23 protein-coding genes and 1 riboswitch are annotated in these 25,857 nt (G+C 71.0%); of the genes, 15 read left to right on the top strand and 8 right to left on the bottom strand.

What is annotated here, in order from left to right; genetic code table 11:
* The first annotated feature begins 17 nt into the window (after positions 1-17).
* Positions 18-1,676: a cytochrome bc1 complex cytochrome b subunit gene (qcrB, locus tag E1294_RS27345; RefSeq protein ID WP_132512964.1), complete on the top strand. Its 1,659-nt coding sequence runs from the start codon at positions 18-20 to the stop codon at positions 1,674-1,676.
* 326 nt (positions 1,677-2,002) lie between these two features.
* Here the strand turns inward: qcrB and E1294_RS27350 are convergent, their stop codons facing one another.
* Positions 2,003-2,290, bottom strand: coding sequence for an Lrp/AsnC family transcriptional regulator (locus E1294_RS27350; RefSeq protein ID WP_132512966.1), 288 nt, complete (start codon positions 2,288-2,290; stop codon positions 2,003-2,005).
* Between the two features lie 17 nt (positions 2,291-2,307).
* A complete protein-coding gene (locus E1294_RS27355) occupies positions 2,308-4,032 on the bottom strand; it encodes a DEDD exonuclease domain-containing protein (RefSeq protein ID WP_132512968.1) in 1,725 nt (574 codons plus the stop codon).
* 158 nt (positions 4,033-4,190) lie between these two features.
* On the opposite strand from E1294_RS27355, the gene E1294_RS27360 reads away from it, so the two are divergent.
* The 3 genes from E1294_RS27360 to E1294_RS27370 all read left to right on the top strand — a co-directional run bounded on the left by E1294_RS27360 (position 4,191) and on the right by E1294_RS27370 (position 8,803).
* Positions 4,191-5,699, top strand: a complete 1,509-nt coding sequence (locus E1294_RS27360) for a serine/threonine-protein kinase (RefSeq protein ID WP_132512970.1) — start codon at positions 4,191-4,193, stop codon at positions 5,697-5,699.
* Positions 5,689-7,137 carry a serine/threonine-protein kinase gene (locus E1294_RS27365; protein WP_132512972.1) on the top strand — a complete coding sequence of 483 codons (1,449 nt, stop codon included), beginning with the start codon at positions 5,689-5,691 and terminating at the stop codon, positions 7,135-7,137. The genes E1294_RS27360 and E1294_RS27365 overlap by 11 nt, the downstream gene beginning before the upstream one ends.
* A gap of 73 nt (positions 7,138-7,210) precedes the next feature.
* The gene (locus E1294_RS27370; RefSeq protein WP_132512974.1) at positions 7,211-8,803 is read left to right on the top strand and encodes a hypothetical protein; all 1,593 of its coding nucleotides are present in this window, start codon (positions 7,211-7,213) and stop codon (positions 8,801-8,803) included.
* A 208-nt stretch (positions 8,804-9,011) separates the two neighbouring features.
* On the opposite strand, the gene E1294_RS27375 is transcribed toward E1294_RS27370, so the two are convergent.
* Genes E1294_RS27375 through E1294_RS27385 form a run of 3 tightly spaced genes read right to left on the bottom strand, consistent with a single transcriptional unit; the run spans position 9,012 to position 11,361 of the window.
* On the bottom strand, positions 9,012-10,619 hold the full coding sequence (locus E1294_RS27375) for a PH domain-containing protein (RefSeq protein WP_132512976.1): 1,608 nt from the start codon (positions 10,617-10,619) through the stop codon (positions 9,012-9,014).
* 26 nt (positions 10,620-10,645) lie between these two features.
* Positions 10,646-11,125 carry a PH domain-containing protein gene (locus E1294_RS27380; protein WP_132513006.1) on the bottom strand — a complete coding sequence of 160 codons (480 nt, stop codon included), beginning with the start codon at positions 11,123-11,125 and terminating at the stop codon, positions 10,646-10,648.
* An 8-nt stretch (positions 11,126-11,133) separates the two neighbouring features.
* Positions 11,134-11,361: a hypothetical protein gene (locus tag E1294_RS27385; protein WP_132512978.1), complete on the bottom strand. Its 228-nt coding sequence runs from the start codon at positions 11,359-11,361 to the stop codon at positions 11,134-11,136.
* A gap of 110 nt (positions 11,362-11,471) precedes the next feature.
* Here E1294_RS27385 and E1294_RS27390 point away from each other — a divergent pair, with 110 nt between their 5' ends.
* The 8 genes from E1294_RS27390 to E1294_RS27425 all read left to right on the top strand — a co-directional run bounded on the left by E1294_RS27390 (position 11,472) and on the right by E1294_RS27425 (position 20,928).
* Complete coding sequence (locus tag E1294_RS27390; protein WP_132512980.1) at positions 11,472-12,710, top strand: sensor histidine kinase; 1,239 nt, start codon at positions 11,472-11,474, stop codon at positions 12,708-12,710.
* A complete protein-coding gene (locus tag E1294_RS27395) occupies positions 12,707-13,375 on the top strand; it encodes a response regulator (RefSeq protein WP_220447967.1) in 669 nt (222 codons plus the stop codon). Before E1294_RS27390 ends, E1294_RS27395 begins: the two co-directional genes overlap by 4 nt.
* A gap of 455 nt (positions 13,376-13,830) precedes the next feature.
* Positions 13,831-15,150, top strand: a complete 1,320-nt coding sequence (locus tag E1294_RS27400; protein WP_132512982.1) for an NYN domain-containing protein — start codon at positions 13,831-13,833, stop codon at positions 15,148-15,150.
* Positions 15,151-15,252: 102 nt separating this feature from the next.
* Complete coding sequence (locus E1294_RS27405; RefSeq protein ID WP_132513010.1) at positions 15,253-16,212, top strand: C40 family peptidase; 960 nt, start codon at positions 15,253-15,255, stop codon at positions 16,210-16,212.
* A gap of 409 nt (positions 16,213-16,621) precedes the next feature.
* Positions 16,622-16,784: riboswitch (cyclic di-AMP (ydaO/yuaA leader) on the top strand.
* Positions 16,785-16,845: 61 nt separating this feature from the next.
* Positions 16,846-17,391: a C40 family peptidase gene (locus tag E1294_RS27410; RefSeq protein ID WP_132512984.1), complete on the top strand. Its 546-nt coding sequence runs from the start codon at positions 16,846-16,848 to the stop codon at positions 17,389-17,391.
* Between the two features lie 148 nt (positions 17,392-17,539).
* Positions 17,540-18,355, top strand: coding sequence for a hypothetical protein (locus tag E1294_RS27415; protein ID WP_132512986.1), 816 nt, complete (start codon positions 17,540-17,542; stop codon positions 18,353-18,355).
* 12 nt (positions 18,356-18,367) lie between these two features.
* Positions 18,368-19,828, top strand: coding sequence for a M48 family metallopeptidase (locus E1294_RS27420; RefSeq protein ID WP_132512988.1), 1,461 nt, complete (start codon positions 18,368-18,370; stop codon positions 19,826-19,828).
* Complete coding sequence (locus E1294_RS27425; protein WP_132512990.1) at positions 19,795-20,928, top strand: glycosyltransferase family 4 protein; 1,134 nt, start codon at positions 19,795-19,797, stop codon at positions 20,926-20,928. The genes E1294_RS27420 and E1294_RS27425 overlap by 34 nt, the downstream gene beginning before the upstream one ends.
* Positions 20,929-20,950: 22 nt before the next feature.
* Here the strand turns inward: E1294_RS27425 and E1294_RS27430 are convergent, their stop codons facing one another.
* Genes E1294_RS27430 through E1294_RS27440 form a run of 3 tightly spaced genes read right to left on the bottom strand, consistent with a single transcriptional unit; the run spans position 20,951 to position 24,014 of the window.
* Positions 20,951-21,868, bottom strand: a complete 918-nt coding sequence (locus tag E1294_RS27430; protein ID WP_132512992.1) for a carbohydrate ABC transporter permease — start codon at positions 21,866-21,868, stop codon at positions 20,951-20,953.
* Positions 21,865-22,737 carry a carbohydrate ABC transporter permease gene (locus E1294_RS27435; RefSeq protein ID WP_132512994.1) on the bottom strand — a complete coding sequence of 291 codons (873 nt, stop codon included), beginning with the start codon at positions 22,735-22,737 and terminating at the stop codon, positions 21,865-21,867. The genes E1294_RS27430 and E1294_RS27435 overlap by 4 nt, the downstream gene beginning before the upstream one ends.
* A complete protein-coding gene (locus tag E1294_RS27440; protein ID WP_132512996.1) occupies positions 22,737-24,014 on the bottom strand; it encodes an ABC transporter substrate-binding protein in 1,278 nt (425 codons plus the stop codon). The genes E1294_RS27435 and E1294_RS27440 overlap by 1 nt, the downstream gene beginning before the upstream one ends.
* Positions 24,015-24,198: 184 nt before the next feature.
* On the opposite strand from E1294_RS27440, the gene E1294_RS27445 reads away from it, so the two are divergent.
* The 3 genes from E1294_RS27445 to E1294_RS27455 form a co-directional block, all read left to right on the top strand.
* On the top strand, positions 24,199-25,062 hold the full coding sequence (locus E1294_RS27445) for a DeoR/GlpR family DNA-binding transcription regulator (RefSeq protein ID WP_132512998.1): 864 nt from the start codon (positions 24,199-24,201) through the stop codon (positions 25,060-25,062).
* Positions 25,063-25,308: 246 nt separating this feature from the next.
* A complete protein-coding gene (locus E1294_RS27450; protein ID WP_132513000.1) occupies positions 25,309-25,533 on the top strand; it encodes a hypothetical protein in 225 nt (74 codons plus the stop codon).
* A 68-nt stretch (positions 25,534-25,601) separates the two neighbouring features.
* Positions 25,602-25,857: hypothetical protein (locus E1294_RS27455; RefSeq protein ID WP_132513002.1), on the top strand; the 256-nt coding region annotated here is incomplete at its 3' end.

Genomic DNA, 25,857 nt, shown 5'->3' on the forward strand with positions numbered 1-25,857 from the left:
CCGACGGAGGAGGACGCATGAGCGACGAGCTCACGAATGTTCCGAAGGCCGTCTCCGGGCCGTCGACGTTCCTCGACGACCGCCTCGGCGGCGCGAACTTCCTCAAGCGCAACATGCGCAAGATCTTCCCCGACCACTGGTCGTTCCTGCTGGGTGAGATCGCCCTCTACTCGTTCATCATCCTGCTGCTGACCGGTACGTTCCTGACGTTCTGGTACAAGCCCAGCATGATGGAGATCGCCTACGACGGCTCGTACGCGCCGCTCAAGGGCGTCATGATGTCCGAGGCCTACGCGTCGTCGCTGGAGATCAGCTTCGACGTCCGTGGCGGTCTGCTCATCCGGCAGATGCACCACTGGTCGGCCCTGCTGTTCGTGGCGGGCATGATGGTCCACATGCTGCGGGTGTTCTTCACCGGCGCCTACCGCAAGCCGCGCGAGCTCAACTGGATCATCGGTGTGCTGCTGCTGACCCTGGCGCTGGCCGAGGGCCTGACCGGCTACTCCCTCCCCGACGACCTGCTCTCCGGCGCCGGTCTGCGGATCACCGAGGGCGTGGCGATCTCGCTGCCGCTGGTCGGCACCTACATCACGTTCTTCTTGTTCGGCGGGGAATATCCGGGTGATGATGTCATCTCCCGGTTCTACTCGCTGCACATCCTGCTCATCCCGGGCATCCTGCTGGCGTTGATCTCCGCCCACATGGTGCTCATGTGGGTGCAGAAGCACACCCAGATGCCCGGCAAGGGGCGCGACAACAAGAACGTCGTGGGCGCGCCGTTCTACCCGGCCTTCATGGCCAAGGCCGGGGCGTACTTCCTGTTCACGCTGGCCGTGGTCGCGGGCCTGGCGACGTTCGCCCAGATCAACCCGATCTGGTTGTTCGGCCCCTACACGCCCGCCGACGTGTCGGCCGGTTCGCAGCCCGACTTCTACATGGGCTTCCTCGAAGGCGCGCTGCGCATCATGCCCGCCTGGGAGGTCAACCTCTTCGGCACGTCCCATGCCGGCACGCTGCCGTTGAGCGTCATCATCCCGGCCCTGGTGCCGATGGGCATCATCATGACCGGTCTGGCGCTCTATCCGTTCCTCGAACGCTGGGTGACGGGCGACCACCGCGAGCACCACGTCGCCGACCGGCCGCGCAACAACCCGCACCGCACCTCGATCGGCATGTCGGCCATCGCGTTCTACGGCGTCCTCTGGTTGCTCGGCGCCAACGACGAGATCTCGGCGTTCTTCCACGTCAGCCTCAACTGGACGACCTACGCGGGACGGGTGCTGATCTTCGTGGCGCCGGCGCTGGCGTACATGATCACTTATCGCATGTGCCTCGGCCTGCAGCGCTCCGACCAGGCGATCATCTCGCACGGCGTGGAGTCTGGCGTGATCAAGCGGCTGCCGCACGGTGAGTTCATCGAGGTCCACACGACCCCGGCCGACGACATCGAGGCGCACATGCGCGGCAAGGAGCCGGTGCTCATGCTCCCGGCCGCGCCCGACGGCTCGGGAATCCCGCCGAAGGGCATGCGCGGGCCCCTGGGCAAGCTGCGCGCCCGCATGTCCAAGTCGTACGGCGGGGAGAAGATCCCGCTGGACGACGGGCACGGGCACGCGCACGAGGAGGAGCACGCCGCCGTCGGTTCAGCCGACGACGACCACAGCCTCACGCGCTGACGCCGCACACCGTACGGGCCCGGACGAGCACCGCTCGTCCGGGCCCGTCGGCGTCCTCGGCCTTGTTCAGACGGGGTGCCGGGATGGCCGGGCACCGGAGACAAGGGCCTGCCGGGCGCCAGCCTGGACCGTGACCGGGAACCGGGAGTAATCGGGCTAGGAAACCCTGGGACGACCAGACAGGGGCTCAGGGAGGCGCGAGAAGGTGATGCCGGGCAAGCCGGCACACCCGAGGGCAATGGCGTCAGCGGCCGGGAGGTGACGCACAGGCTCAGGCGCCGGGTATGACGGCGAAGGTGCGTGAGGGAGTGCTCGGCGTGCGGGGGTCAGTCGGACTCGGGGAAGCCGATGGAGAAAGCCGCTTCGAGGTCGTGCTTGGAATAGGCGCGGAAGGCGATGTGCGTCTCGGTGTGCAGGACACCTGAGATCTTGTTGATCCGCCCGGGAACGACCTCCGCGATCTCCTCGTAGGCGGAGACCCTGACCATGGCGAGCAGGTCGTATTCGCCGGTGATGGAGTAGACCTCGCTGACCCCTTGGACCTCGGCGATCGTCTGGGCGACCTCCGGGATCCGGTCTACCTCTGCTTTGATGTGGACAATAGCCGTGACCATGTAGCAACTCTATCGTTTCACCTCAAAGGCCGCCCCTCCCGTGGGCGCGGGCGATCAGGCCGCTGGTACGCGAGATCGATGCGCGCCTTGTGCCGGGCGGCCCCCTGGGCGGGCAGGCTCCACTCGCCGTCGACCTCCACCAGCCGCACCCCCGGCGACTCCAGCCAGCGCAGGATGCACTCGGTCTCCTCGGCGCTGGCGGCGTGGACGGGCCCGGGACCAGGGATGACGGACTCGGCGGCGGCCGTCAGCGAAGCGACGAACGGGGTCGGATGGGCGCCCTTCGGCATGACGCCCGCCGCCGCCAGCCGGCCGTAGCGGATCACGTGGATGTCCCAGCCGCCGCCGAAGGCGGGGCTGGCGGCCACTAACTGGGGGATGCGAGTGATGGCGCTCAGCCGCTGCATGCGGGCCGCCGCACGGACGAACGCGGCCAGCCGGTCGCGGTCGATGGAGGCCTCCTCGTAGCGCTGCTCCACCGACAGACGCTCCATGCGGGCCGACACGGCGGAGAAGACCGCCGAGGCGTCGAGCGTCATCGCGCGGCGGGCGCTCTCGGCGTGCACCGCGTATTCCTCCTGGCTGGTCTTCCCCTCGCAGGGGGCGCCGCAGCGGCCCATCTCGTGCAGCACGCAGGCAGCCCGCCGGGTGCGCAGCGTGATCGGCTGCGTGCACTGGCGCAGGGGAACCGCCTCGTGCAGGGCGATGCGGGCGTCGTCGGCCAGGCGGGAGCTGCCGAACGGGCCCAGATAGGTGGCGCCGTCGTCCTTGAGCTCGCGCACGATCGACAGGCGCGGGAACAGGTCGGTGGTGAGTTTGAGCCAGATCACCTTCTCGGGGAAGCGGGAACGGCGGTTGTAGCGCGGTTTGGCGCCGCCGATGAGGCGCAGCTCCCTGACCTCCGCCTCCAGTGCGGTCGAGCAGACGATGTGGCGCACCCGCTCGGCGATGCCGATCATCTCGCGGATGCGCGGGCGGGTCTCGCTCGCCGTGAAGTAGGAGCGCACGCGGTTGCGCAGGTTGGTGCTCTTGCCGATGTACAGGACCTCGCCGCGCTCGTCCTCGAACAGGTAGACGCCGGGGGCATGCGGGACGGACTCGGCCAGGTGGCGCTTGCGCTGCTGCTCCGGGGTGGGGGCGCGGACGAACGACTTGAGCTCCTCCAGCGTGTGGACCTGGAACGATCCGGCCCGCTCGATCAGCCCGTGCAGCACGTCGACGGTGGCCCTGGCATCCTGCAGGGCGCGGTGGCACGGCTCGGTGGAGCTGCGGAAGAACCTGGCCAGCGTGGACAGCTTGGCGTTGGGCGTCTCGTCGCGGGTCAGCACGCGCCGCGCCAGGTCGACGGTGTCGACGACCGGGTTGACCGGCGGGGGATAGCCGAGCGAGGCGCAGGCCGCCTTGACGAAGCGGGTGTCGAAACCGGCGTTGTGGGCCACCAGCGTGGCGCCGCGGATGAACTCGAGAAAGCTCGGCAGCACCACGTCGATCCGCGGCGCGGCCATGACCATGGCGTCGGTGATGCCGGTCAGCACGGAGATGAACGGCGGTATGGGGCCACCGGGATCGACCAGCGTGGAGAACTCGCCGAGCACCTCGCCCGCCCGCACCTTGACCGCGCCGATCTCGGTGATGGCGTCCTCGGCGGGGGCACCCCCCGTCGTCTCGAGGTCGAACACGACGAACGTGACGTCACTCAGCGGGGTGCCGAGCTCGTCGAGAGTGCCTTGAACCGGGTCCACGAACCAAGACCATAGAGAGGCCGACCGACAGGAACCACGACCGGCACCCGCGATCACCGAGACAGGTCACCGGAGGGGCGCTGTTTGTCACCGGGCGGCCAGGCCCCGTACCGCGAATCTGTTCAGCAGAACTCCCATAAGTAGTTACCCTTCCCTTTATGTCCGCGGGAAGACTTGCCGGCCGCTACTCCCTGCTGCGCCCGCTGGGCGCGGGCGGCATGGGGAAGGTGTGGCAGGCCAGGGACGAGATGCTTGACCGTGAGGTCGCGGTCAAGGAGCTCACGCTGCCCGAGGGCATGTCACCCAAGGAACGGTCCGACTCGATCACCAGGGCCGTGCGCGAGGCGCAGGCCACCGCGCGGCTGCGCCACCCCGGCATCGTGGCGCTGCACGACGTGGTCGTCGAGAACGAGCGGCCGTGGCTGGTCATGGAGCTGCTGCGCGGGCGCACCCTCGCCGAGACCGTGCGCGAGTTCGGGCCCATGCCTCCCGACTACGCCGCGCGGATCGGCGCCGACGTGCTCGAGGCGCTGGGCATGGCGCACGCCCAGGGGGTGCAGCACCGCGACGTCAAGCCGGGCAACGTGTTCCTGACCGACAGCGGCAGGGTCGTGCTCACCGACTTCGGCATCGCCAGGCAGGAGGGCCAGGCCACCCTCACCGAGCAGGGGCTCATGATCGGCTCCCCCGGGTTCATCGCGCCCGAGCGCCTCGAGGGCCGGCCCGGAGGCCCGGCCAGTGACCTGTGGTCGCTCGGCGCCTCGCTCTACGTCGCGGTGACGGGCGGGCCCGCCTACTCCGGTTCTGCGGCTCAGCGGGTGCGGGCCACGCTGATGGAGCCGGTCCCGATCGCGCCGGGCCCGCTGGGGCCGCTGCTGGCCGCCATGATGGCGCACCACCCCGCGGCGCGGCCCGACGCGCGCACGGCCGGGGAGGCGCTGCGCCAGGTCGCCGCGGGCGGGGCGGCGCCGCAGTTGCCGGTCACCCAGACCGTGACCGCGCCGACCAAGGTGAAGCGGCGCGGCGGCGCGGCACGCTGGATCGCCATCGCCGCCGCGGCGGTGGTCGTGGTCGCCGCGGGCACCACGGCCTTCTTCTTCCTGCGAGGGGAGGACGACGGCGTGCCGTCGGCGTTCACGGTGCCCATGGACGTGTGCACCCTGCTCGGCTCCCAGGAGATCGGCAGCGTGCTGCGTACGCAGAGCCCGCCCAAGGGACGCCCCGACGCCGACGAGACGGGCCCCAAGTGCGCCTGGCCGCTCTCGGGCAGCGGTGTGGGCCTGCAGGTGCAGAAGGACTCCGACACCGTCGATCCCTGGTCGATGACCGATGCTTCCGCCCGCAAGCTGTTCCAGAACCAGAAGCGCTACTGGGCCAGATACAACGAGGTGACCTGGACGTGGCCCGAGATCGGCGTGAAGGACTCCAGGCAGGCCACGCGCACACCGCTGCGTACGGTCGGCGGCGTGGGTGAGGAGGCCTTCGCCTTCGAGTTGAAGGGCCCCACCGGCCGCGTGCACACCGCCCACGTCTACTACCGGCTGGCCAACCTCGTGGTGAGAGCCGAATACTCCACGCTGGCCAACAAGCCGACCGACGACGACGTCAAGCAGGCGGCGCTGAGGGTGGCGCAGGCGAGCGAACAGGCGTTGCGCAATGCCGGGTGACCTCTACCTGCTGGCGGGCCGCTACCGGCTGATCGAGCGGCTTGGACAGGGCGGCGCGGGCACGGTGTGGCGCGCCATCGACGAGGTGCTCGACCGGCAGGTCGCGGTCAAGCAGGTACGCGTGCCCGACGGGCTGACCCCGCGCCAGCGGGCGGACTTCGCCGACCTGGCCATCCACGAGGCCAGGTCGGCGGGACGCCTGCGCGACCCGGCGATCGTGCTCGTGCACGACGTCGTCCAGGAGGGCGACCAGCCGTGGATCATCATGGACCTGGTCGCCGGCCGCTCGCTCGACAAGGTGATCAAGGAGCGGGGACCGCTGCCCGCCGCGTACGTCGCCGAGATCGGGCTGCGCGTCCTGTCCGCGCTGGAGGTCGCCCACGCGCACGGCATGGTGCACCAGGACGTCAAACCGGCCAACATCCTGCTCGACGCCGACGGCTCGGCCATGCTGACCGACTTCGGCATCGCCGCGCCGATGGGCGGGCACGCCGACAGGTTCGGCAGCGCGGGCTCGCCCGGCTACATGGCGCCGGAGCGGCTCAACGAGCAGCCTTCAGGCCCCGCCTCCGACCTGTGGTCGCTCGGCGCCAGCCTCTACACGGCCGTGGAGGGCAGGGCGCCGTTCGAGCGGCAGCTGTCCGCGGCGGTCGCGGCGGCGGTGCTGCTGCACGAACCGCCGTTCCCCGCCAGGGCCGGGCGGGAGCTCGGCGGCCTGTTGATGGCCATGCTCGCGAAAGACCCGGCGGTCAGGCCCACGGCTGCCCAGGTGCGCCACGTGCTGCGCGGCCTGACCGGCGTCACCACTGGCGCTCACGGCAAGCGCGCGGGGTCCCGCCGCTGGCTGCTGCCCGCGGCGGTCGCGGCCGTCGTGATCCTGGGCGCGGGCGGCTGGTACGCCGCCGGCGCGCTCGGCGGCGGGCCGGAGACCGGCAGGTTCGCCACGGCTCCCGACCCGTGCACGCTGATCACCGACGCCCAGGCCGGCCAGCTGGTGAAGGGCGGGCCCGAGCGCACGCGCAGCAGGCCGGGGGAGTGCCAGTGGCTCGTCCGCGACGGCGCGGCGGGCCGCCGGCTCATCGTGCGCGCCTGGGCGGAGAAGCCGGGCGCCGATCTCGGCGGGCCGCAGGTCGCGCAGCGCCGCTTCAACAGCGAGAGGACCACCCGCACCGCCTCCAAGGGCAGGCACATGCGTGAGGTGCGCGGCGCGGTCAGCCAGGTCGAGGGCGTCGGGGAGGCGGCGATCATGCAGAACACCTTCAAGTTCCACCTCAACAGCGGCAAGGAGGGCTCGTCCGACAGCGTCATCCTCTTCCGGATGAGCAACCTGCTGGGCGAGGTGGTCTGGCATCGTGACGACGTGCCGTCCTCCGACCCCGCGGACAAGGAGCCGGCCGTCGCCGCGGCCCGCCTGGTGGCGGCGGCGCTGGCGAAGTGAACGCCTGCAAGCCTCTCGCAAGGGGTGTGACTACCATGTACCCCCGCACGTCAAGGCAACCCCAGGAGTCTTTGTGAATCCCGGTAGCGAGCACGAGCCGCCTACCAGCCCTTACCAGGTGCCAGGCAGGCAGTTCGAGCCGCCCAACATGCCGCAGAACACGCCTCCGTACCTGCCTCCCGCCATGCCGCAGATGCCGCAGATGCCGCCACAGCGCCCGCGGCGGCCCGCCTGGTTGCTGCCCACGCTGGCCGCCGCCCTCGTCGTGCTGGTCGCGGCGGGCGGCGTCGGGGCCTACTTCGTCTACGGCAAGGTCGCGGGCAGCTCCACGCCGCCGTTCGCCCAGCCCGGAGACACGACGGGCGGCAGGTCGGCACAACCGACCGCCACCACGACGGGCAGCACGGCCGCCGCCGCGACGGGGCCCGACGTGTGCGCCATGCTGCCCAAGGACGAGGCCGAGCGGCTCGTCCCCGACGCGACCATCGCCAAGAGGTCCAAGGACAACCACTACACGGTCAGCTTCAGCTGCAACTGGCAGAACCAGCGCATCTCGTACGGCCAGTTCTGGCGCAGCAGGGAGATCGACGTCCGGATCGAGCAGCACAAGGGCGAGGGCGCCAAGACCGGCAGGGCGATGGCCCAGAACTCCTACGAGGTCGACTACCGCGGCGGCAAGTACGGCGAGACCGCCACGCCGTCGCTCGACCCCGGCGAGAAGAATTACACCTCGCCGGTGAAGGACATCGAGGGCGTCGGCGACAGCGCGTTCGCCCAGTACACCTGGCGCCGCGACGGCAAGCTGCTGTGGTACTCCTTCGGCAAGGCCTACGCCCGCGTCAACGACATGACGATCGAGGTCAAATACCAGGCGAGCCAGCAGCGCAAGGACGCCCAGATCCTGTCCAACGAGACCACCCAGTCGATCACCGAGGCCAACGCGATCCGCGAGGTCTCCAAGCTGGCCGGCCATTTCGCGAAGGGTGTGGCGGCCTGGCAGGCGCAGCATCCCGACGTGCTGGCCCAGGCGGAGTCGTCGGAGGCCACGGTGTCGCCGAGCGCTGACCCGACGCCCTCGCCGAGTGTGCTGACCGTCTTCCCCGCCGACTGCTCCGCCGTGACGGAGGTGGCCACGAAGCTCGTGCCCGAGCCCACCACCAGGGCCCGCGGCACCACGGCCGGGGGCGACAACCAGACCGAGTGCCGCTGGCTCAACCTGGATCTGCCCGGCGGGGAGGGCACCAAGAAGATCCGCAGCGCGCTGATCACCGTGCACCGCTTCACCAACCGGACAGGAGCGGTCGACGCGCCCGCCGCCAAGGCCTATTACGTCAGCGAGTACGGCGGCGACAAGAGCACCGCCGACTCGTCGCTCGACGGCGTCACGTGGGGCAAGCTGACCGAGGTCGGCGGGCTCGGCGAACAGGCCTACCAGCAGTACGTGGAGACCAGGCGGGGCGAGGTCTCGGCCTCCAGCGCCACCGTGACCATACGCAAGGGCGCCATGGTCGTCAGGGTCGACTACTCGGGCCACCAGCGGCCGGAGGGCGAGGCGACGAACTCGTCCAAGGTCGAGTTCATGCCGGAGAAGGAGGCCAGGGACGGTGCGCTCACCCTGGCCAAGTCCTACATGGCCACGCTGACCAAGCAGCCCAAGGGCAGCTGACCTCACGCGACGCCGCTCCGCCCCCGCCGCAAGGAAGGGGAAGGGCGTCGTCGTCGTGTTCTCTTGACCGGCGGTCCGTCTCGACGGTTAAAGAGCCTGCAACCCGGCTGCAAGTGCGACAAATACGGTTAAGACCGCAAGCACTTGAGCCGCGCGATCATGTTTGTCCAGTACAGGGGCATGGGCAAGCCATGGGGGATCTCGCGGCTCATTGCTTTGCGACCGTCGTCCCCCTGACGAGGAACGGCTCCAGCAGACCGGGCACGGCGCGGGAGGCCAGTTCCAGGCCGGTCTCGCGGCCGACGTCCACCACCTCGTAGTGCCCGCGTCCGGCGGAGGTGGTGGCGGAGACGGTCAGCAATCCCGAGCGCCGCTGGAAGTACGACTCGGTGATCGTCCATCCCGAGATGCCCTTGCGGTCGAGCGCGACCGTCTGCCGCACCACCACGCCCCTCCGGCTGACCAGGTGCCGGGCGCCCAGCGCGTGCCCGAGGTTCCTGGCGCTCTCGACGGCGCCCCACATCCCGGCCACCAGCACCACGACGGGGATCAGCCACACCCAGGCGCGCACCCACGGCCACGGCGCCGACCAGGACGCGACCCCCGCCGCGGCGGCCACGAGCGCGGTCGCCGGCAACGCCCGTACGACGCGCCGCCGCCTCGCCGCCCGGGGATGCGGGATCAGCGCGGTACCGCCGGCGATGACGCGCGACCCCGGCACGCCGGCCGGATGGGCGCCGCCGGCCGACGCGACCTCGGCGGCGAGCCGCCAGGCGAGGTCACGGGGGAGGGGAGGAGCGAGCGCGGCGGCGTCCTCGGTCTCGTTCCTGGCCTTCTCACCGAGCCCTGTGGCAACCGTCTTGACGCGGGCGCCGCCGCCCAGCCGCAGCAGCAGCGGCTCGCTGATCTCCACTCCGCGCAGCCTGCGCACCTCCAGGGTCAGCGACCGGGTGGTCAGCAGCCCGCGGCGCAGTCTGAGCCGGCCGGGCTCGTGCTCCAGGCGGTAGCGGCCCCACGACTCGGCGAACAACAGCGCCGCGCCGAGCGCGCCGACGCTCAGGTTGACCGCCAGCAGCAGCGGGACCGCCGTCAGCGGCTGCGCCGCGATCCAGCCCCACAGGTCGTTCGCCACCCTGCTGGTGACCGACTTGAGCCCGATCGCGTTGAGCGGCTTGTAGAGCGCGCCGAGCACCAGCGCGGACGCCGTGAACGTCCACACCGACAACGGCGCGTACCTGATCCACGACCAGCGCAGCTCGGCCAGCGGCCCGTCCCGCGCCTCCCGCTCCTCGTCCTGGTGCAGCAGGGTACGGCGCAGCGTCTCGGCGTCCTTCCTGACCAGCGGGTCGAGCTTCAGCTCGGTGTGGTCGCCCGCGTGCTCGCCGGTGCCCACCTTGACCACGGTCAAGCCGAAGATCCGGAGGATCGGATCGGCTCTGAGGTCCACGCTGCGCACCCGGTCGCGGGGGAGCGAGCGGTGCTGGCGCGTGGTGAGGCCCGAGCGCAGCTCGAGGCGCTCGGGGGTGAGCCGCCAGCGGGTCGTACGCAGCCTGGCCAGGTCGTAGGCCAGCACGGCGGCCACGATCAGCACCGCGGCGCCCGCGCAGGCCGCGACGATCCCGCCGGCCTGCCAGTCCTGGCCCAGCAGGAAGCGGGTCAGCCCGGCCGCCGCGCCCGCCACGAGCGCCAGCGACTTGGCGCCCGAGACCCACAGGCTCCTTCCTGCCAGCCGCCGCCAGCCCGCCTGCGTGTTCACGGCGGATCCCTGCGGGTCGCGGTGGTGTCCCGGCAGGTTCCCGGCATCCGGCGCGCTCATGTCCTGCCTCCGCAGCCCGGGCGCGTTCATGTCGCGTCTCCGGGTGTCGCCTGCGTGATGGCGGTCAGGCGTTCGGCCAGCTCGGCGGCCACCGCACGGTCCAGCCCCTCGATCTTGACGGCGCCCGCCGACGAGGCGGTGGTCACCGTGACGTCCGCCAGACCGAACAGCCGCTGCACCGGCCCCCGCGCGGTGTCGACCCGTTGGATCCGCGACATCGGCGCCACCCGCCAGGTGTGCGTCAGCCATCCCTTGCGGGTGTAGACCGCCTCGCCGGTGACCTCCCACCGCTCCACCCGGTAGTACGCCCGCGGCGCCACCAGCGCCAGCACCACGCACGCCACCGCGAACACGGCGACCGCCGCGCCCAGCCAGAGCGGGTGCTCGGTGAAGATCCAGTACGCCGCCACGGCCGCGACGGCGATCGGCGCCATGAGGAGCAGCCACTGCACCGTCCACCACGGGATCACCCGCGGATCGGCCTGGTTGCGCGGCGGCCTGAGCATGGTCGTGCTCACTTCCCCTCCTCCGTCTTCTTCTTCGCGTCGGCCGCGGCCAGCAGCACGAAGCCGAGCACCCCGAGCACGATGGCCGCGAACACCTCATAGCCCTTGAGGATCGGCAGCAGGTTGACCACGAGCAGGTCGTGCGCCCACCGCCACCATCCGAAGAGTGTGTTGATCAGACCGCCCACGCCCTGCAGGAGCAGCAGCCACCCCGATAGCGTCAGAACCGCTTGCATGGCTCCAGCCTCGCCGCGCGGCCGGGCGGCCCGCGTCGGCCGTAGGTCTCGGCCGGCATCGACTTTGGTCGCTGTCGCCCCGCCCCTGGCAGGGCCTAACCTCGGTGTACGTGACGGCACACCAGGAGGACGGCGCTCCCGCTTACGAATATCGGTGGGCGCTGCCGTCGGTGCTGCTCGGAGCCGCCCGTGAAGGCGGGCGCGTGCGCCGCTCGACGCGCGACTGGATCGTCGACACCCTCATGTTCCTGCTGGCCTGCGGCCTGACCTTCGTGTCCCTGCTGGAGATCCAGGACGAACCGGTGCCACTGCAGGCGATCGAGCAGGTCGTGGGGGCGCTGTCGTGCGCGGCGGTGTGGTTGCGGCGCAGATGGCCGGTCGGCCTGGCCGTGGTGATGATGGTGCTCTCGTCCTACCTGGAGCTGCCCGGCGGGGCCTCGATCGTGGCGCTGTTCACGGTGGCGGTGCACCGGCCGTTCAAGATCTCCGGGCCGCTCGTGTTGTTCTCCCTCATCACGCTGGCACCCTATGTCTGGCTACGGCCGCAGGATGGGCTCGAGCGGGGCTGGGCGGCGGCGCTCGGGGTGGCGCTCATTCTGACCGTGCTCGCGTGGGGCATCGTGGTCAGGGCCAGGCGGCAGGTCATCTGGTCGCTCAGGCAGCAGGCCGAGGTGGCTGCGGAAGAGGCCAGGCGGAGCGAACGCGAGCGCATCGCCAGGGAGATGCACGACGTGCTCGCCCACCGCATCTCGATGCTCAGCCTGCACGCGGGCGCGCTGGAGTTCCGGCCGGACGCGCCCGCCGAGGAGATCGCCAGGGCGGCCGGCGCCATCAGGAACAACGCCCACCTGGCGCTGCAGGACCTGCGCGAGGTGATCGGCGTGCTGCGCGCCGTCAAGCCGGGCGAGGAGGGCGAAGAGGCCGAACCGGTGCCGGAGCGCCCGCAGCCCACGCTGGCCGATCTGCCCCATCTGGCCGAGGAATGCCGCCAGGCGGGCATGGACGTGCGGCTGACCCTCGGGGTGGAGAATGCGCCGGAAGGGCTGGGCCGTAACCTCTACCGCATCGTCCAGGAGGCGCTCACCAACGCCCGCAAGCACGCGGGCGGCGCGCCGGTGGCCGTCACCGTGGCGGGCAAACGGGGCATGGGGGTGTCGGTGGAGGTGCGCAACCCGCTGCGGGTCCGCCACGGCCTGCGCATCCCCGGTGCGGGCGCTGGGCTCATCGGGCTGACGGAACGCGCCGAGCTGGCGGGCGGCAGGCTTGAGCACGGCGCGACGCCGGAGGGCGAGTTCCTGGTACGCGCCTGGCTGCCGTGGCCGGTGAAGACGACTCGGGAGGACGCGTGAGCACTCCGGCCGGCGGGCCGATCAGGCTGCTGATCGTCGACGACGACGCGATGGTGCGGGCCGGGCTGTCGATGATCCTCGGCGGCTCCGGCGACATCGAGATCGTCGGCGAGGCGGGCGACGGTTCCGAGGTGCCGCCCATGGTGGCCGAGCACCGGCCCGACGTGGTGCTGATGGACATCCGCATGCCGGGCGTCGACGGGCTCACCGCCACCGAGGCGTTGCGCCGCACCTCCGCGCCGCCCGAGGTGGTGGTGCTGACCACGTTCCACGCCGACGCGCAGGTGCTGCGCGCGCTGCGGGCGGGGGCGGCCGGGTTCCTGCTGAAGGACATCGCGCCGGGCGACCTCGTGCAGGCGATCAGGAAGGTGGCCGAGGGTGAGCCGATCCTGTCGCCGGCGGTCACCCGGCAGCTCATCACGCATGTGGCCGACGGCGGGGCGGACGAGCGTACGGAACGCGCCAGGAGGCTGCTCGGCCGGCTCAGCGAGCGGGAACGGCAGGTGGCGACGGCCGTCGGCCAGGGCAAGTCGAACGCCGACATCGGGCGCGAGTTGTTCATGAGCGTCCCCACGGTCAAGGCCCACGTGTCGCGCGTCCTGACCAAGCTCGACCTCAACAACCGGGTCCAGATCGCGCTGCTGGTCTACGACGCGGGCTCGTAGCGAGGTCGCCGCTCGGCGGGCCCTCGATCAGGGCGCGGTGAGTCGCCGCGCCGAGCGGTCGGGCGCAGGGGGCCGAGGCTCGGAAGACCGGACTCGGAAGGGCCGGGACGGCTGGGCGCGGAGGTTCAGGCGCGGAGGGCTGGGCGCGGATGCCGGGCTCGGAGGGCCGCGGCGCTGGAATTCCAGCTTTTCGCGCCGGGGTGCGCAACCCGGGCAAGTGCGCCCTCGCCGGGCTTGCCGCAGAGCCGCCGGATGCCGAGTTGACGCGGTTCTCCGAGGTCACGAGTGGCGGTGCGAGGCTGCTTCGCCATGGTCGGCCTCCCTGGTGGACGCCCGTACCGGCGCGGCCGATCCTTCCCCACCAAGCGCTTGCCCATAGCGGAGCGGCCGTTACGGTCAGGTACGCGGCAGCCGTACCCTTGTCTGAAAGGGCATGTCACGAAGGGACAAGTGGGATGAGTTCAGCGGGTGAAGGCCTGTCTCGCCCGCTTCCCGAGCAGGTGCGGCTCAATGTCGTCGACTTGGCGTCTCAAGTCCTCGGCACGATGCCCGCTGCCGCCATCCCGCCGCCGCTGCGTGGCATCGCCAAGTTCGACCCCCGCAAGCGGGCCAAGCTGGCCAGCGCGCCCATCGCGGCCCAACTGGAGAACGACAAGAAGTTTCGCGAGCTGGTCGCCGAGTCGGTGACCGCGGGCTGGCCTGAGCTGGTCTCCGCGCTCGCCGAGGGCAACGTGCCGCCCGCCGCCGACCCCGTGCTGGTGGCCGCGGCCGCCTATCTCACCCGCCCGCCCGGCTGGGCGGAGATGATCGAGACCGCCCGCTCCGACCTGGAGAAGTCGCTCGCGGCCGCCGAGGACTCCGAGCGCGAGCAGGTCGTCACCCGGTTGCGCGAGCAGCTCGCCGCGCAGAAGAACGCTGCCAAGGAGGAGGCCGACCGCCTGCGCGAGCAGGTCAAGGCCTCCCGCGCGGAGAACTCCGACCTGCGCCGCAGGCTCCACGACGCCCGCGAGCGGTCCAAGGCCGCGGTGCGTCGGGCCGAGGAGATGGAGCGGGCCGCCGAGGAGGCCAGGACGGCCGCCTCGGCCGCGGGCAGTGCGGGGGAGTCCGAGCTGCGGCGGCTGCGCGAGCGGCTGTCCGACGTGGAGAAGCAGCTCGAAGCCTCGCGCCGGGCCGCGCGCGAGGGTCGGAGCATCGAGGACGCCCGCATCAGGGTGCTGCTCGACGCGCTGCAGGACGCGTCGGCCGGGTTGCGCAGGGAGCTGGCTCTGCCCACCACGATCAGCCGGCCGGCCGATTCGGTCGCCGCGGTCACCGGCGAGCGGCCGGGGGTGCGCGTGCCCGCGCGGGCGCTCGCCGACGACGATCCGCAGCTCCTCGACCAACTCCTCGCGCTGCCGCAGATCCACCTGATCATCGACGGCTACAACGTCACGAAGACCGGCTACGGCACGCTCACCCTCGCCGACCAGCGCAACCGGCTGATGACCGGGCTGGGCGGGCTGGTGGCGCAGACCAGGGTCGAGGTGACCGCGGTGTTCGACGGGGCGGAGCTCAACGCCCCTGTGCAGGTCGTGGCGCCGCGCGGGGTACGGGTGCTGTTCAGCGCGCCCGGGGAGATCGCCGACGACCTGATCCGCCAACTCGTCCGCGCCGAGCCGCCCGGCCGCGCCATCGCCGTGGTGTCGTCGGACCGGGAGGTGGCCGAGTCCGTCAGGCGGATGGGAGCCAGACCCGTTTCCTCTGGCTTGCTGCTGCGCCGCCTGGGCCGGGCTTAAGTTACGAATTGGTATGTTTGGGTGAGACCTCACCCGCCACTTCTGTACTATTTCGCCCCAGTAAAAGATCCCCTGGGAGGCGACGCAGTGAGGTTTGGCCGGGTGCCGGTGGCCGTGGGTCTCGCGTTCGGGCTTGTGGTGTCCCCCATGGGGGCGGCGCTCGCTGATCCGAAGCCGACCATCGGGCAGGCCAAGGCCAAGCTCGACAAGCTCAACGACAAGGCCGACAAGGTCGTCGACCGCTACAACTCGGCGACCGAGCGCTACAAGAAGGCCAAGGGCACCTACGCGAAGCTGAACACGAGCTACAAGCGCAAACTCCGTACGGTCGCCGACCTGCGCACCCAGATCGCCGACATGGCCGCCACCGTCTACCGGGCCGGCGGCTACGCCACCTCCATGCCGGGGCTGGTCGGTGCCGACAACCCGCAGGGACGGCTGGCCGGGATGGCGCTGGCCGGGCAGATGGCCAAGGAGCGCTCGGAAAAGCTGGCCGCGTTCGACCGGGAGAACCGCGGGCTGAAGAAGGAGCGGGACAAGGCGCAGGGCGCGCTGCGGTCGGCCGACGAGGTCCGTGGCGAGGTCGAGAAGGAGCGCAAGGAGATCCTCGGTCTGATCGCCAAGCAGAAGAAGCTCCTGAGAAAGCTGGGCGCCTACAAGACCGGCGATCCGAACAGCACCGGCATCGAGTACACGGGACCCGCGTCGGGGAACGCCGCGGCGGTGCTGCGGTTCGCGTTCGCGCAGGTCGGCAAGCCGTACGTGTTCGGCGGGACGGGGCCGGGCGGCTACGACTGCTCGGGGCTGACCCAGGCGTCATGGCGGGCCGCGGGCGTGTCGCTGCCCAGGACGACGTGGGCGCAGTGGGCGTGGGGCGCCAGCCGCAAGGTGTCGCTGAACGCGCTCCAGCCGGGGGATCTCATCTTCAGCGAGGGCCTGGGGCACGTCAGCATTTATGCGGGCAACGGGAAGATCGTCCATGCGCCGCAGACGGGCGACGTGGTCAAGGTCGTCAGCCTCTCCGACTACGGACGCGGCCTCGTGGGCGCCGTCCGCCCGTAGTTCCCGCCCATTCTTCTACGACGCGCCATCGTTGCCGCCGTGCGGACGGTCCGCGATCACGGTGTGCTCTCCCTTGATCACCTTGGGTCCAGCGCATACGAGGCGGAATGTGACAAAGGCGACATCTGACCCCTGACAAGACCGGGGTGTCGCGAAGTGTGAGCAGGGTCACTTTTTGGTAACGACGCCCCATGTTCCAGCAGGGGTTCGGGAGTTTACTGAGGCCTTTGTCGATCTTTACAGCCTGACTCCGCTTTTGCCGATCCTTGACCGTTCGGCGTAGCTTCTGGCGTCGTCGCGGTGCACAAGCCATGGCGCCGCGAACCCGCATCGGTCCCTCCCGATGTGAAGACAGATGAAGATCCGCTGGTCATCGCCGCGATATCCCCATGACACCACCACTGAATCGGGCGATGACCTGCCGAATCCGTGCAGTCAGGAGGCACGGAACCGGGGACCCAGCGATCCCAGTTCCCCAGGGATCAGGGGTGAATCGGCGCGCCATCGCGCCGTAGGGCGACTTCCAGGCCCGAATCCGACAGCTAACCCGGTAGGCGTTCGTGGAAGACCCAAGGAGAAATCCTGTCTACCTCCCTGCACAACCCCCGTCTGTCCCGCCTTGCCCTGCGTGGCGTGGTGCTCACGATGACCGTGACGGCCGGAGGTCTCGTCCTCCATGCCCCCACGGCCTCCACGGCTCAGGCGGCGACGACGAGCGATACGGCCGGCCTCTCCTCGGTGAGGGCGGCCACGGCCGCCACCACTGCGAAGTCGGCCAAGGCCGCTCGGAAGCGAGCAGCCAAGATCGCTCGGCAGAAGGTGAAGGCCGGCAAGGCCATCGCCGTGGCCAAGAGCCAGATCGGTGACCCGTACCGTTACGGCGCCACAGGCCCTGGCTCGTTCGACTGCTCCGGCCTCGTCCAGTACGCCTGGAAGAAGGCCGGGGTGAAACTCCCGCGCGTGGCGAGCAGCCAGTTCGCCCGCACCAGGAACAAGGTCGCCTGGCGCAACCTCAAGCCCGGTGACCTCATGTTCTTCAACGGGCTCGGCCACGTGGGCATGTACGTCGGCAAGGGCAAGATGATCCATTCGCCGCGGACAGGCGAACGGGTGCGCATCGACAAGCTGGGCGGATGGCGCAAGTCGTCGTTCGTCGGCGCGGTCCGTCCCGGCCTCTGATGAAGCCCCGCCCGGGTCCCGGGAGATCTTCCGGGCCTGGGCGGGCTCCCGCGGAAGCGCGTCCTTCCCGTCGTAGGCGACCGGCCCCTCGATCGGGCCCCACGCCGATCGGGCCCCACTACGATCGGCCCCCACTACGATCGGCAGGGTGTCCGAGCAGGTGAGCCGACGAGCCGCGCTGGCCGCGCTCCTCCTCCTCGGCCTCGCCGCCGACGCCCCCGCTCCCGGATCACCCGTCTTCCCCGCAGAGGCCCGCGGCCTGTGGCCGGACGGCCAGGCCACCGCCCGCGGGGCACGTTCCTTCGTCACCGGCCACCGCGCCGCGCCCGCCACGCTCAGCGATCTCGCCCGCCGCGCCGACTCGGCGGGCCTGCGGGTCACGGCGGTGCTCGGCCGTCCGGTGCGGCCCGTGGTCATCGTTCCCGGCTCCGCGCAGGACGCGGCCCGGCTGGCCGGAGTGGAGCGGCTCGACGGGCTGGCGGCGGTGGCCGACGACGGCCGGGTGATCGTCGTCCCCGAGCCGTTCGGCAGGCTCACCTCCACCGGCAAGGATGTCGTCCTCACTCACGAGCTGACCCACGTCGCCGCGGGCACCGGCGGGCTGCCCGCCTGGCTCTACGAAGGCTTCGCCGACTACGTGGCCTACCGGGACGCCGGGCTGCCCGTGCGCACGGCCGCCGCCGAGCTGGCCGCCGAGGTGCGGGCCGGGCGCGTGCCGGCCGCGTTGCCGGGGCCTGAGGCCTTCGCCGCGGGCGGGCCTGACCCCGGACGCCTCGCGCTGGCGTACCAGGAGGCCTGGCTGGCGTGTCGGTTCCTCTCCCGCCGTTTCGGTGAGAGGAGCCTGGTGAGGCTCTACCGTGATGCGCAGGCGGCCGGCGTCGACGAGGCGCTCGCCGCGCTCGGGCTGTCCGTGGCCACGCTGACGGCACGGTGGCGCGCGTACGTGCGGGAGCAGCTCGCGTGAGTGGGGAGAAGGATGAGCGGACGGCGGGACGCGGACGGCCCATCTGAGGAGGCCGAGGCGAGCGGCGGCGAGGTGACCGCCGCAGGGCCCGGTGACGGCGTTCTCGCGGGCGCCGTCAGGGCGAAGGACCCCGCGCAGACGGACGACGGAGCGGCGGGGGCGTGGAGACGTCGCGAGCACCCGGCACGCGACCCGGAGGTGGACCCGGCGCACGACCCGGCGGTGGGCGCGGCCGAGCGCCGGTTCAGGCGGCAGGCGGCCGTGGTCTTGGCGGTGCTCGCGGCGGTGATTCTGGCCGTGGCCGCCTTCAGCACGCCGTGGCGGGTCCTGGCCGCCGGGCCGCCCGACCCGGCGCGCGACTTCACCGCCGCCGAGATCGCCAGGGCGCAGGCGTTCGACGCGGCCACGTCCCTGCCGAGCTATCTCGGGCTGGCGCTCACGCTGGCCTTCGCGGCCCTGCTCGTGGCCACCCCCTTCGGGGCGAAGGTGCTGGGCCGGCTGAAAGGCCCCTGGTGGTTGCGGGTGGTCCTCGGCGTGCTGGTCCTCACCGCGATCGTCGAGGCGGTCAGGTGGCCGCTCGGCGTCTGGTTCGAGACGCTGCTGCGCGACTACGGCCTGTCCACCCAGGACTGGGCGGGCTGGACCGCCGACCGGCTGAAGAGCCTCGGCGTGGAGGCCTTCCTGCTCTGCCTCATGCTGCTCGTCCTCGTGGGGCTGGCCCGCAGGGTGCGGCGCTGGTGGATCCCGGCGGCCGTGGGGGCGTGCGCGCTGACCGTGGTGATGTCGTTCCTCTATCCGGTGGTGTTCGAGCCGCTGTTCAACGACTTCACGTCCATGCCGCAGGGCTCGTTGCGCGACAATCTGCTGGACATGGCCGAGCGCGACGGCGTGCCGGTGCAGGACGTGCTGGTCGCCGACGCCTCGCGGCGCACGACGGCGCTCAACGCGTACGTGTCGGGCTTCGGCGCCACCCGCAGGATCGTCGTCTACGACACGCTGCTCAAGGCGCCGCAGCCCCAGGTCGAGCTGGTCGTCGCCCATGAGCTGGGCCACGCCGAGGCCGACGACGTGCTCTACGGAACGCTCGTCGGTGCCCTGGGGGCGGCGCTCGGCGCGGTCCTGCTGTTCGTGGTGTTCGGCGCGGTACGCCGGCGCGCCGGCGTCACCTCGATCGCCGATCCGCGCGCGGTCGGCGTGGTCATGGGCCTGATGACGCTGGGCTCGCTGATCATGGGCCCCGCCCAGAATGTGATCAGCCGCCACGTCGAGGCCAGGGCCGACGTGCACGCGCTCGACCTCACCCGGGATCCGGCCACGTTCATCGCCATGCAAAAACGGCTGGCAATTACCAATATTTCCGACTTGTCGCCGGATCCTGTGGAATATGTGCTTTATGCCTCCCATCCTTCCAGCCCTGAGCGCATCGCCCTGGCCCGCTCATGGGCCGAGCTGAACGGCGTCCCGGTGCCGTGACCCATGCGGACGTGCTCTTCGTCACGAACGACTTCCCGCCCCGGCCGGGCGGCATCCAGTCGTTCGTGCACGGGCTCGCGCTGCGCACGCCGGGCGTGACCGTCTACGCCCCCGCCTGGCCGGGATGCGCGGACTTCGACCGGCGCCAGCCGTACCGGATCGTGCGGCATCCCACGCGGCTCATGCTGCCGGCCCCGGCCGTCGCGCGCAGGGCGGCCGCGCTGGTGGCCGAGCATCGTGTGCGGACCGTCGTGTTCGGCGCGGCGGCGCCGCTCGGCCTGCTCGCGCCACGCCTGCGAGCGGCGGGCGCGCGGCGCGTGGTGATGCTCACCCACGGCCACGAGGCGTCGTGGGCGAGCGCGCCCGGCTTCCGCGCCGTGCTGCGCAGGATCGGCGAGCACGCCGACGTGGTGACGTATCTTGGCGAGTACACGCGAGCCCGCCTGGCCGCCGCCATCCCCCCGGCCAAGCTCGTACGCCTCGTTCCCGGCGTGGACACCGGCCAGTACCGCCCCGGAACGGCCCGCCGGTCCATCAGGGCCGAGCTGGGCCTGGACGACAGGCCGGTGGTGGTGTGCGTGTCGCGGCTGGTCCCCCGCAAGGGCCAGGACCAGCTCATCAGGGCCTGGCCACAGGTGCTGCGCGCGGTGCCGGACGCGGTCCTGCTGCTGGTGGGCGACGGGCCCCACCGCAGGACGCTGGAGCGGCTGGCGGCGGGGCGCGAGTCGGTCAGATTCACCGGCGCGGTGCCGGCGGCCGGCCTGCCCGGCTACTACGCCGCCGGCGACGTCTTCGCGATGCCGTGCCGCACCCGGTGGAAGGGCCTGGACGTGGAGGGGCTCGGGATCGTGTTCCTGGAGGCGTCGGCGACCGGGCTGCCGGTGGTCGTCGGCGCGTCCGGCGGCACGACCGACGCGGTGCGGTCCGGCGAGACCGGGCTGGTCGTCGACGGCGAGGACGTCGACGATATCGCGCGGGCCCTCGTCGAGCTGCTGAGCGACCCCGGCAAGGCGCGCAAGATGGGCGCGGTCGGCCGTGACTGGATCGCCCGCGAATGGGCGTGGGACCATGTGGCCGCCCGTTTCCGGGCTCTTCTCTAGCCTCCTCCTCCAGGGCCTTCCTCTAGCCCATGGTCGACCCCAGCGTGAGGCCGGCCACGAACTGCTTGTGCAGCAGCTGGAAGACGATGAGCGTCGGCAGCGCCACCAGCACCGACCCGGCCGCCAGCAGGTTGTAGTCGGTGAAGAACTGGCCGCGCAGGTTGTTCAGCGCCGAGGTGACGGGCAGCTTGTCGCCCGACGACATCAGCACCAGCGCCCACAGGAAGTCGTTGTACATCCACGTGAACTGCAGCGTGGACAGCGCCGCCAGCACCGGCCGGCACAGCGGCAACGTCAGCCGCCAGTACCGTTTCCACACCCCGGCCCCGTCCACCAGCGCCGCCTCGCTGATCTCCTCGGGGATGGTGCGCATGAAGTTCGCCATCACGAAGACGCAGAAGCCGAACTGGAACGCCACGTGGATGAGGATCAGCCCCAGGTAGGAGTCGTAGAGCGACTGCGAGTCCGACAACCAGGCGGGCAGCGGGATCAGCGTGTAGAGGGTGTAGAGCGGCGTGATGAGCACCTGCGGCGGCAGCAGGTTGCCGGCGGTGAAGACGATCAGCAGCGTCTTGCGCCCGGGGATGCGCAGCCGCGCGATGGCGAACGCCGTGAACGACGCCAGGAACAACGTGATCAGCACGCCGGGGACGACGATGATCAGCGTGTTCAGGTAGTAGCGGGGCAGCTCGGCCTGGCTCCACGCCTCCGCGTAGTAGTCGAGCGTGAGATCGTCCGGCAGCGAGAAGTAGCCCAGGCGGGCGGTCTCCTCGTACGGCCGCAGCGACGCGTACACGGCCAGCGCGAGCGGCAGCAGCCAGCCCAGCGCCACCAGCGCGAGGAAGATGTGCAGCAGGATCCGCAGCGGTCGCACGGGACGCCGCGAGGCGGGACTCCGTGCCTGGGACGGGGGTGCGGAGGCGGGGGCGGTGAGCGTCATCGTTCCTCCCTGAACAGCTGCGACAGGTAGGTGACGATGAACGCCAGCGAGATCACCAGCAGGATCACCGCGATCGCCGAGCCGAACCCGATCCGGCTGGCCTCGCCCACGATGTTCTCCGTGACCAGCACCGACAGCAGTTCGAGCCCGTTCCTGCCCTTGTTGATGGCGTAGACGATGTCGAACGCCCGCAGCGCCTCGATCACCGTGATGACCAGCACGATCACGTTGACCGGCCGCAGCGTCGGGAAGACGACGCGGAAGAACGCCTGCCGCTCGCTGGCCCCGTCGATCGCCGCCGCCTCCTTCAGCGCCGGGTCGACGGCCTTCAGCCCCGCCAGATAGATGATCATCACGTATCCGACGTGCCGCCACGCGGCGGCGACCATGACGACCCAGATGTTGATCGAGCTGTCGCCGAGCCAGTCCACGCCGAGCCCGGTCACCGCGTTCAGCACACCGTAGTCGGAGGAGTAGACGAGCTGCGCGATGAAGCCGACCACGGCCAGGGACAACACCACCGGCATGTAGAGGGCGCTCTGGTAGACGCGAGACAACCGCAGCCGCCGGTCCAGCAGCACCGCGCAGAACAGCCCGAACGGCGTCGCGACCAGACCGAGGAAGGCCAGCCACAACACGTTGTTGCGGACGGCCGACCAGAACGGCGGATATTCGGCGGCCAGGTCGTGGTAGTTACGCCCGCCCACCCACTCCATGGGGCCGATGCCGTTCCAGGAGGTGCCGGACAGCCCTACGGAGGCCAGCGTGGGACCCCAGACGAGGCCCACGTTGACGACGATGGCCACCCCCAGCCCGATGACCAGGATGGTCATGTCGCGGGCGGAGTAGCGACGGGTCTTGACGGCCATCAGCGGAAGATGTTGGCCTTCTGCTTCTCGATGCTCGTCAGTAAGGAGTCGATCTCGTCCGGGTCGCCGACGAAGGACTGCAGTGACGGGATCATCACGGTCGAGGCGAAGTCGGGCCGGGTGTCACGGTCGAGGAACTGCGCGATGTGCGTGGCCTGCGACACGAGCTCAGCGCCGCGCTTCTGCAGGGCGCTGTAACCGGACGTGTCGGCCTTGGAGCTGGCGGCCAGCATGCCGGGGTCCAGCTTGGTGGCGACGTTCTGCGACGAGGCCTGGGCGAAGTGCTTGAGCAGCGCCTTGGCGCCGTCGACGTTCCTGGCCTTGGCGGAGATCATGTAGCCGTCGATGGGGGCGTCGATCGCGTCGGTCCCGTACGTGGGGTTGATCTCGGGGAAGGTGAAGAAGTCGAGGTCGTCACGGTCGGCCTCCGGGAACTGCTGGGCGACGAACATCCCCAGCAGGTACATCCCGGTCTTCTTCTGCGCCAGCGACTGCCCGGCCTCCTGCCACGTGCGGCCGAGCGCGGCCGGCTGGTGGAACTCCATCAGCCCGCGCCAGGTGTCGAACACCTGCCTGACCCTCGGATCCGTCCACGACTCCTTGCCGCCCATGAGCGAGACGTGGAAGTCGTAGCCGTTCATCCGCATGTTGAGGATGTCGAACGTGCCCATCGCCGGCCAGCCGTCCTTGTCGGCGAACGCGATCGGGGTGAGCCCGTCGGCCCGCATCTTCCTGGCCAGCGCGGTCAGCTCGTCGAGCGTGGCGGGGGGTTCGTACCCCTTCTCCTGCCAGAGGCTCTTGCGGTAGAACACCGCCCACGGATAGTAGGTGAACGGCACGAAGTACTGCTTGCCGTCGGTGCCGGTCGACTGGTCCTTGAACGCCTGCGTGTAGTCGCCGCCGATCTCCCGCCACACGTCGGAGATGTCGACGGCCAGCCCTTGCTCGGCGAAGAACTGCATGCGGTAGCCGGCGAACCAGGTGAACACGTCTTCCGGCGTGCCCCGGAGGTAGCGGTTGATGTTCTCCTGGAACGTGTTATGGTCCACGGTGTTGATCTTCGTGGTGGCCTGCGTGAAACCGCCGACCACGGTTTCGAGGGTCTTCTTCGGGATCTCGTCGGAGGCGTTGGAGCCGATCGTGACCGTGCCCGGCCCTCCGTCGCCGGAGGCGGGGCCGGGGGCGTCGGAGCCGCACCCGGTGAGCACGGCCGGGACGCCGAACGCGGCGGCTCCCAGCAGGACATGACGGCGGGAGATCGGCAGATGTTGGGCCATCGTGGGTTCCTCCTAGCCGGACCCTTCAGATTCCCCCGAGTTCGCGCATCTTCATTCATCGAAAAGCCAACATTTCGGACTGTCAACGCACGGTTTCATGACGAATCCCCGGCAGCCGCGCCGCCGCCGCCGTGTCATGATGCGATCGGGATGGTGTCGTAACCTGTTGGGATCTGGTGATGCGATGCTCGCTCCGCAGCGTCAGCAGGCGATTCTCGAACTGGTCAGGCAGCACGGCGGCGTCAGGGTGATCGAGCTGGTGCGGGTGTTCGGCGTCTCCGACATCACCATCAGACGCGACCTGGAGTCGTTGTCGGAGCGCGGCTTGCTGGCCAAGGTGCACGGCGGCGCCACCATCATCGGCTCCACGGACGAGCCCGGCTTCGCCGCCAAGTCAGTGCGCCAGGAGGCGGAGAAACAGGCCATCTCCCGCCGCGCCGCCGCCCTCGCCCGCCCCGGCACCGCCGTGGCCCTGTCGGCGGGCACCACCACCTGGACGCTCGCGCACCATCTGGCCGCCGTCCCCGCCCTGACCGTCGTGACCGACTCGGTGCGCGTCGCCGAGGTCTTCCGGCGCCGCGGCCGGGCCGACCAGACGGTCGTGCTCACCGGCGGTGTGCGCACGCCCTCCGACGCCCTCGTCGGCCCCGTGGCGGTGGCGGCGATCCGCGAGCTCAACGTGGACGTGCTGTTCCTCGGCGTGCACGGGATGACGGTCAAAGCGGGCTTCACCACTCCCAACATGATGGAGGCCGAGACGGACCGCGCCCTGATCGAGTCGGCCGGCCGGCTCGTGGTGCTCGCCGACCACACCAAATGGGGCACCGTCGGCATCAGCACCATCGCCCAGCTCGGCGAGGCCGACATGGTGATCTCCGACGCCGGGCTTGCGGCCCCGGCCAGGGAGGCGCTGGCCGGGCAGGTGGGCGAACTGGTCATCGCCGGGCCGGGCAAGCCCGGCCCGGCGGGTGCGAGCGCCGGGCGCCCGCCGGAGGGGGACGACGAGGGCGGGCCCGTGACCACCACGGGCCCGCCCCGGTCGGACTGAGCTCGTGCCGCGCCGAGCTTGGCTGGATGCCGATGAGGATCTGCGGCATCTCCGCCTGAGTGTCCTGCATGGCCGCCCGGGTGTCCTGCAGCGGCCACCGCGCGGGATTTCGACGGGGACGGCAAGGCCGCCGACGGAGCGCCGTCTACGTGACCGGCGACGGCGCGCTGCCCCGGCGCATCACCCAGGACACCGAGGGGGTGCCCCGGCAACAGCGAGCCTTTCGACGGCTTCGGCGCCGCGGCGGTGGTCGGGCCCGCTGCACGACGGGCGGATGGGGCTCTGGCCGGCGCGCCCGGCGAACGCGACGACGGCGGCGGCAGGCAGCGGACGTCCCGGACAGGGTCACGCGACGGCGCGGTGACCGTGATCCCGGACGTGCGGGCGAGCGAGATCGAGGCCGTCAAGCACGACGGCGGCGACGGTTGCGCGTCCGGCGAGGCCGTCGTCTACGTGCCCGGCGGCAGGTGAGCGGCGACCCAGCCGAGATGCGGCAAGGTGCGGTTCTTCCACGGCGCCGGACTCGCCGGCTCCACGACGTGCGGCGCCTGCGCCGAGGGCACGGGTGGGGCACCCGAGCCGGCCGAGCGGTCCTGGCCGCCGCGCCTGACGGCCGGGTGGCGGTGGCCTGGGGCGACTCCGCGCAGGAGGGCGGGCGGACCTCCGTCGTCCCGGCGTTGCCGGGCGGCAACCTGCCGGTGGCCTCCTACGGGACGCGGCCGGTGTTCGGCATGCCCCGCGAGGGCGCCGCCCATGGGGGTGACCGTCTTCGACCCGGCCACCGGGAGGGGCGGG

The organism is Nonomuraea diastatica (assembly GCF_004349015.1).
GTDB lineage: Bacteria > Actinomycetota > Actinomycetes > Streptosporangiales > Streptosporangiaceae > Nonomuraea > Nonomuraea diastatica.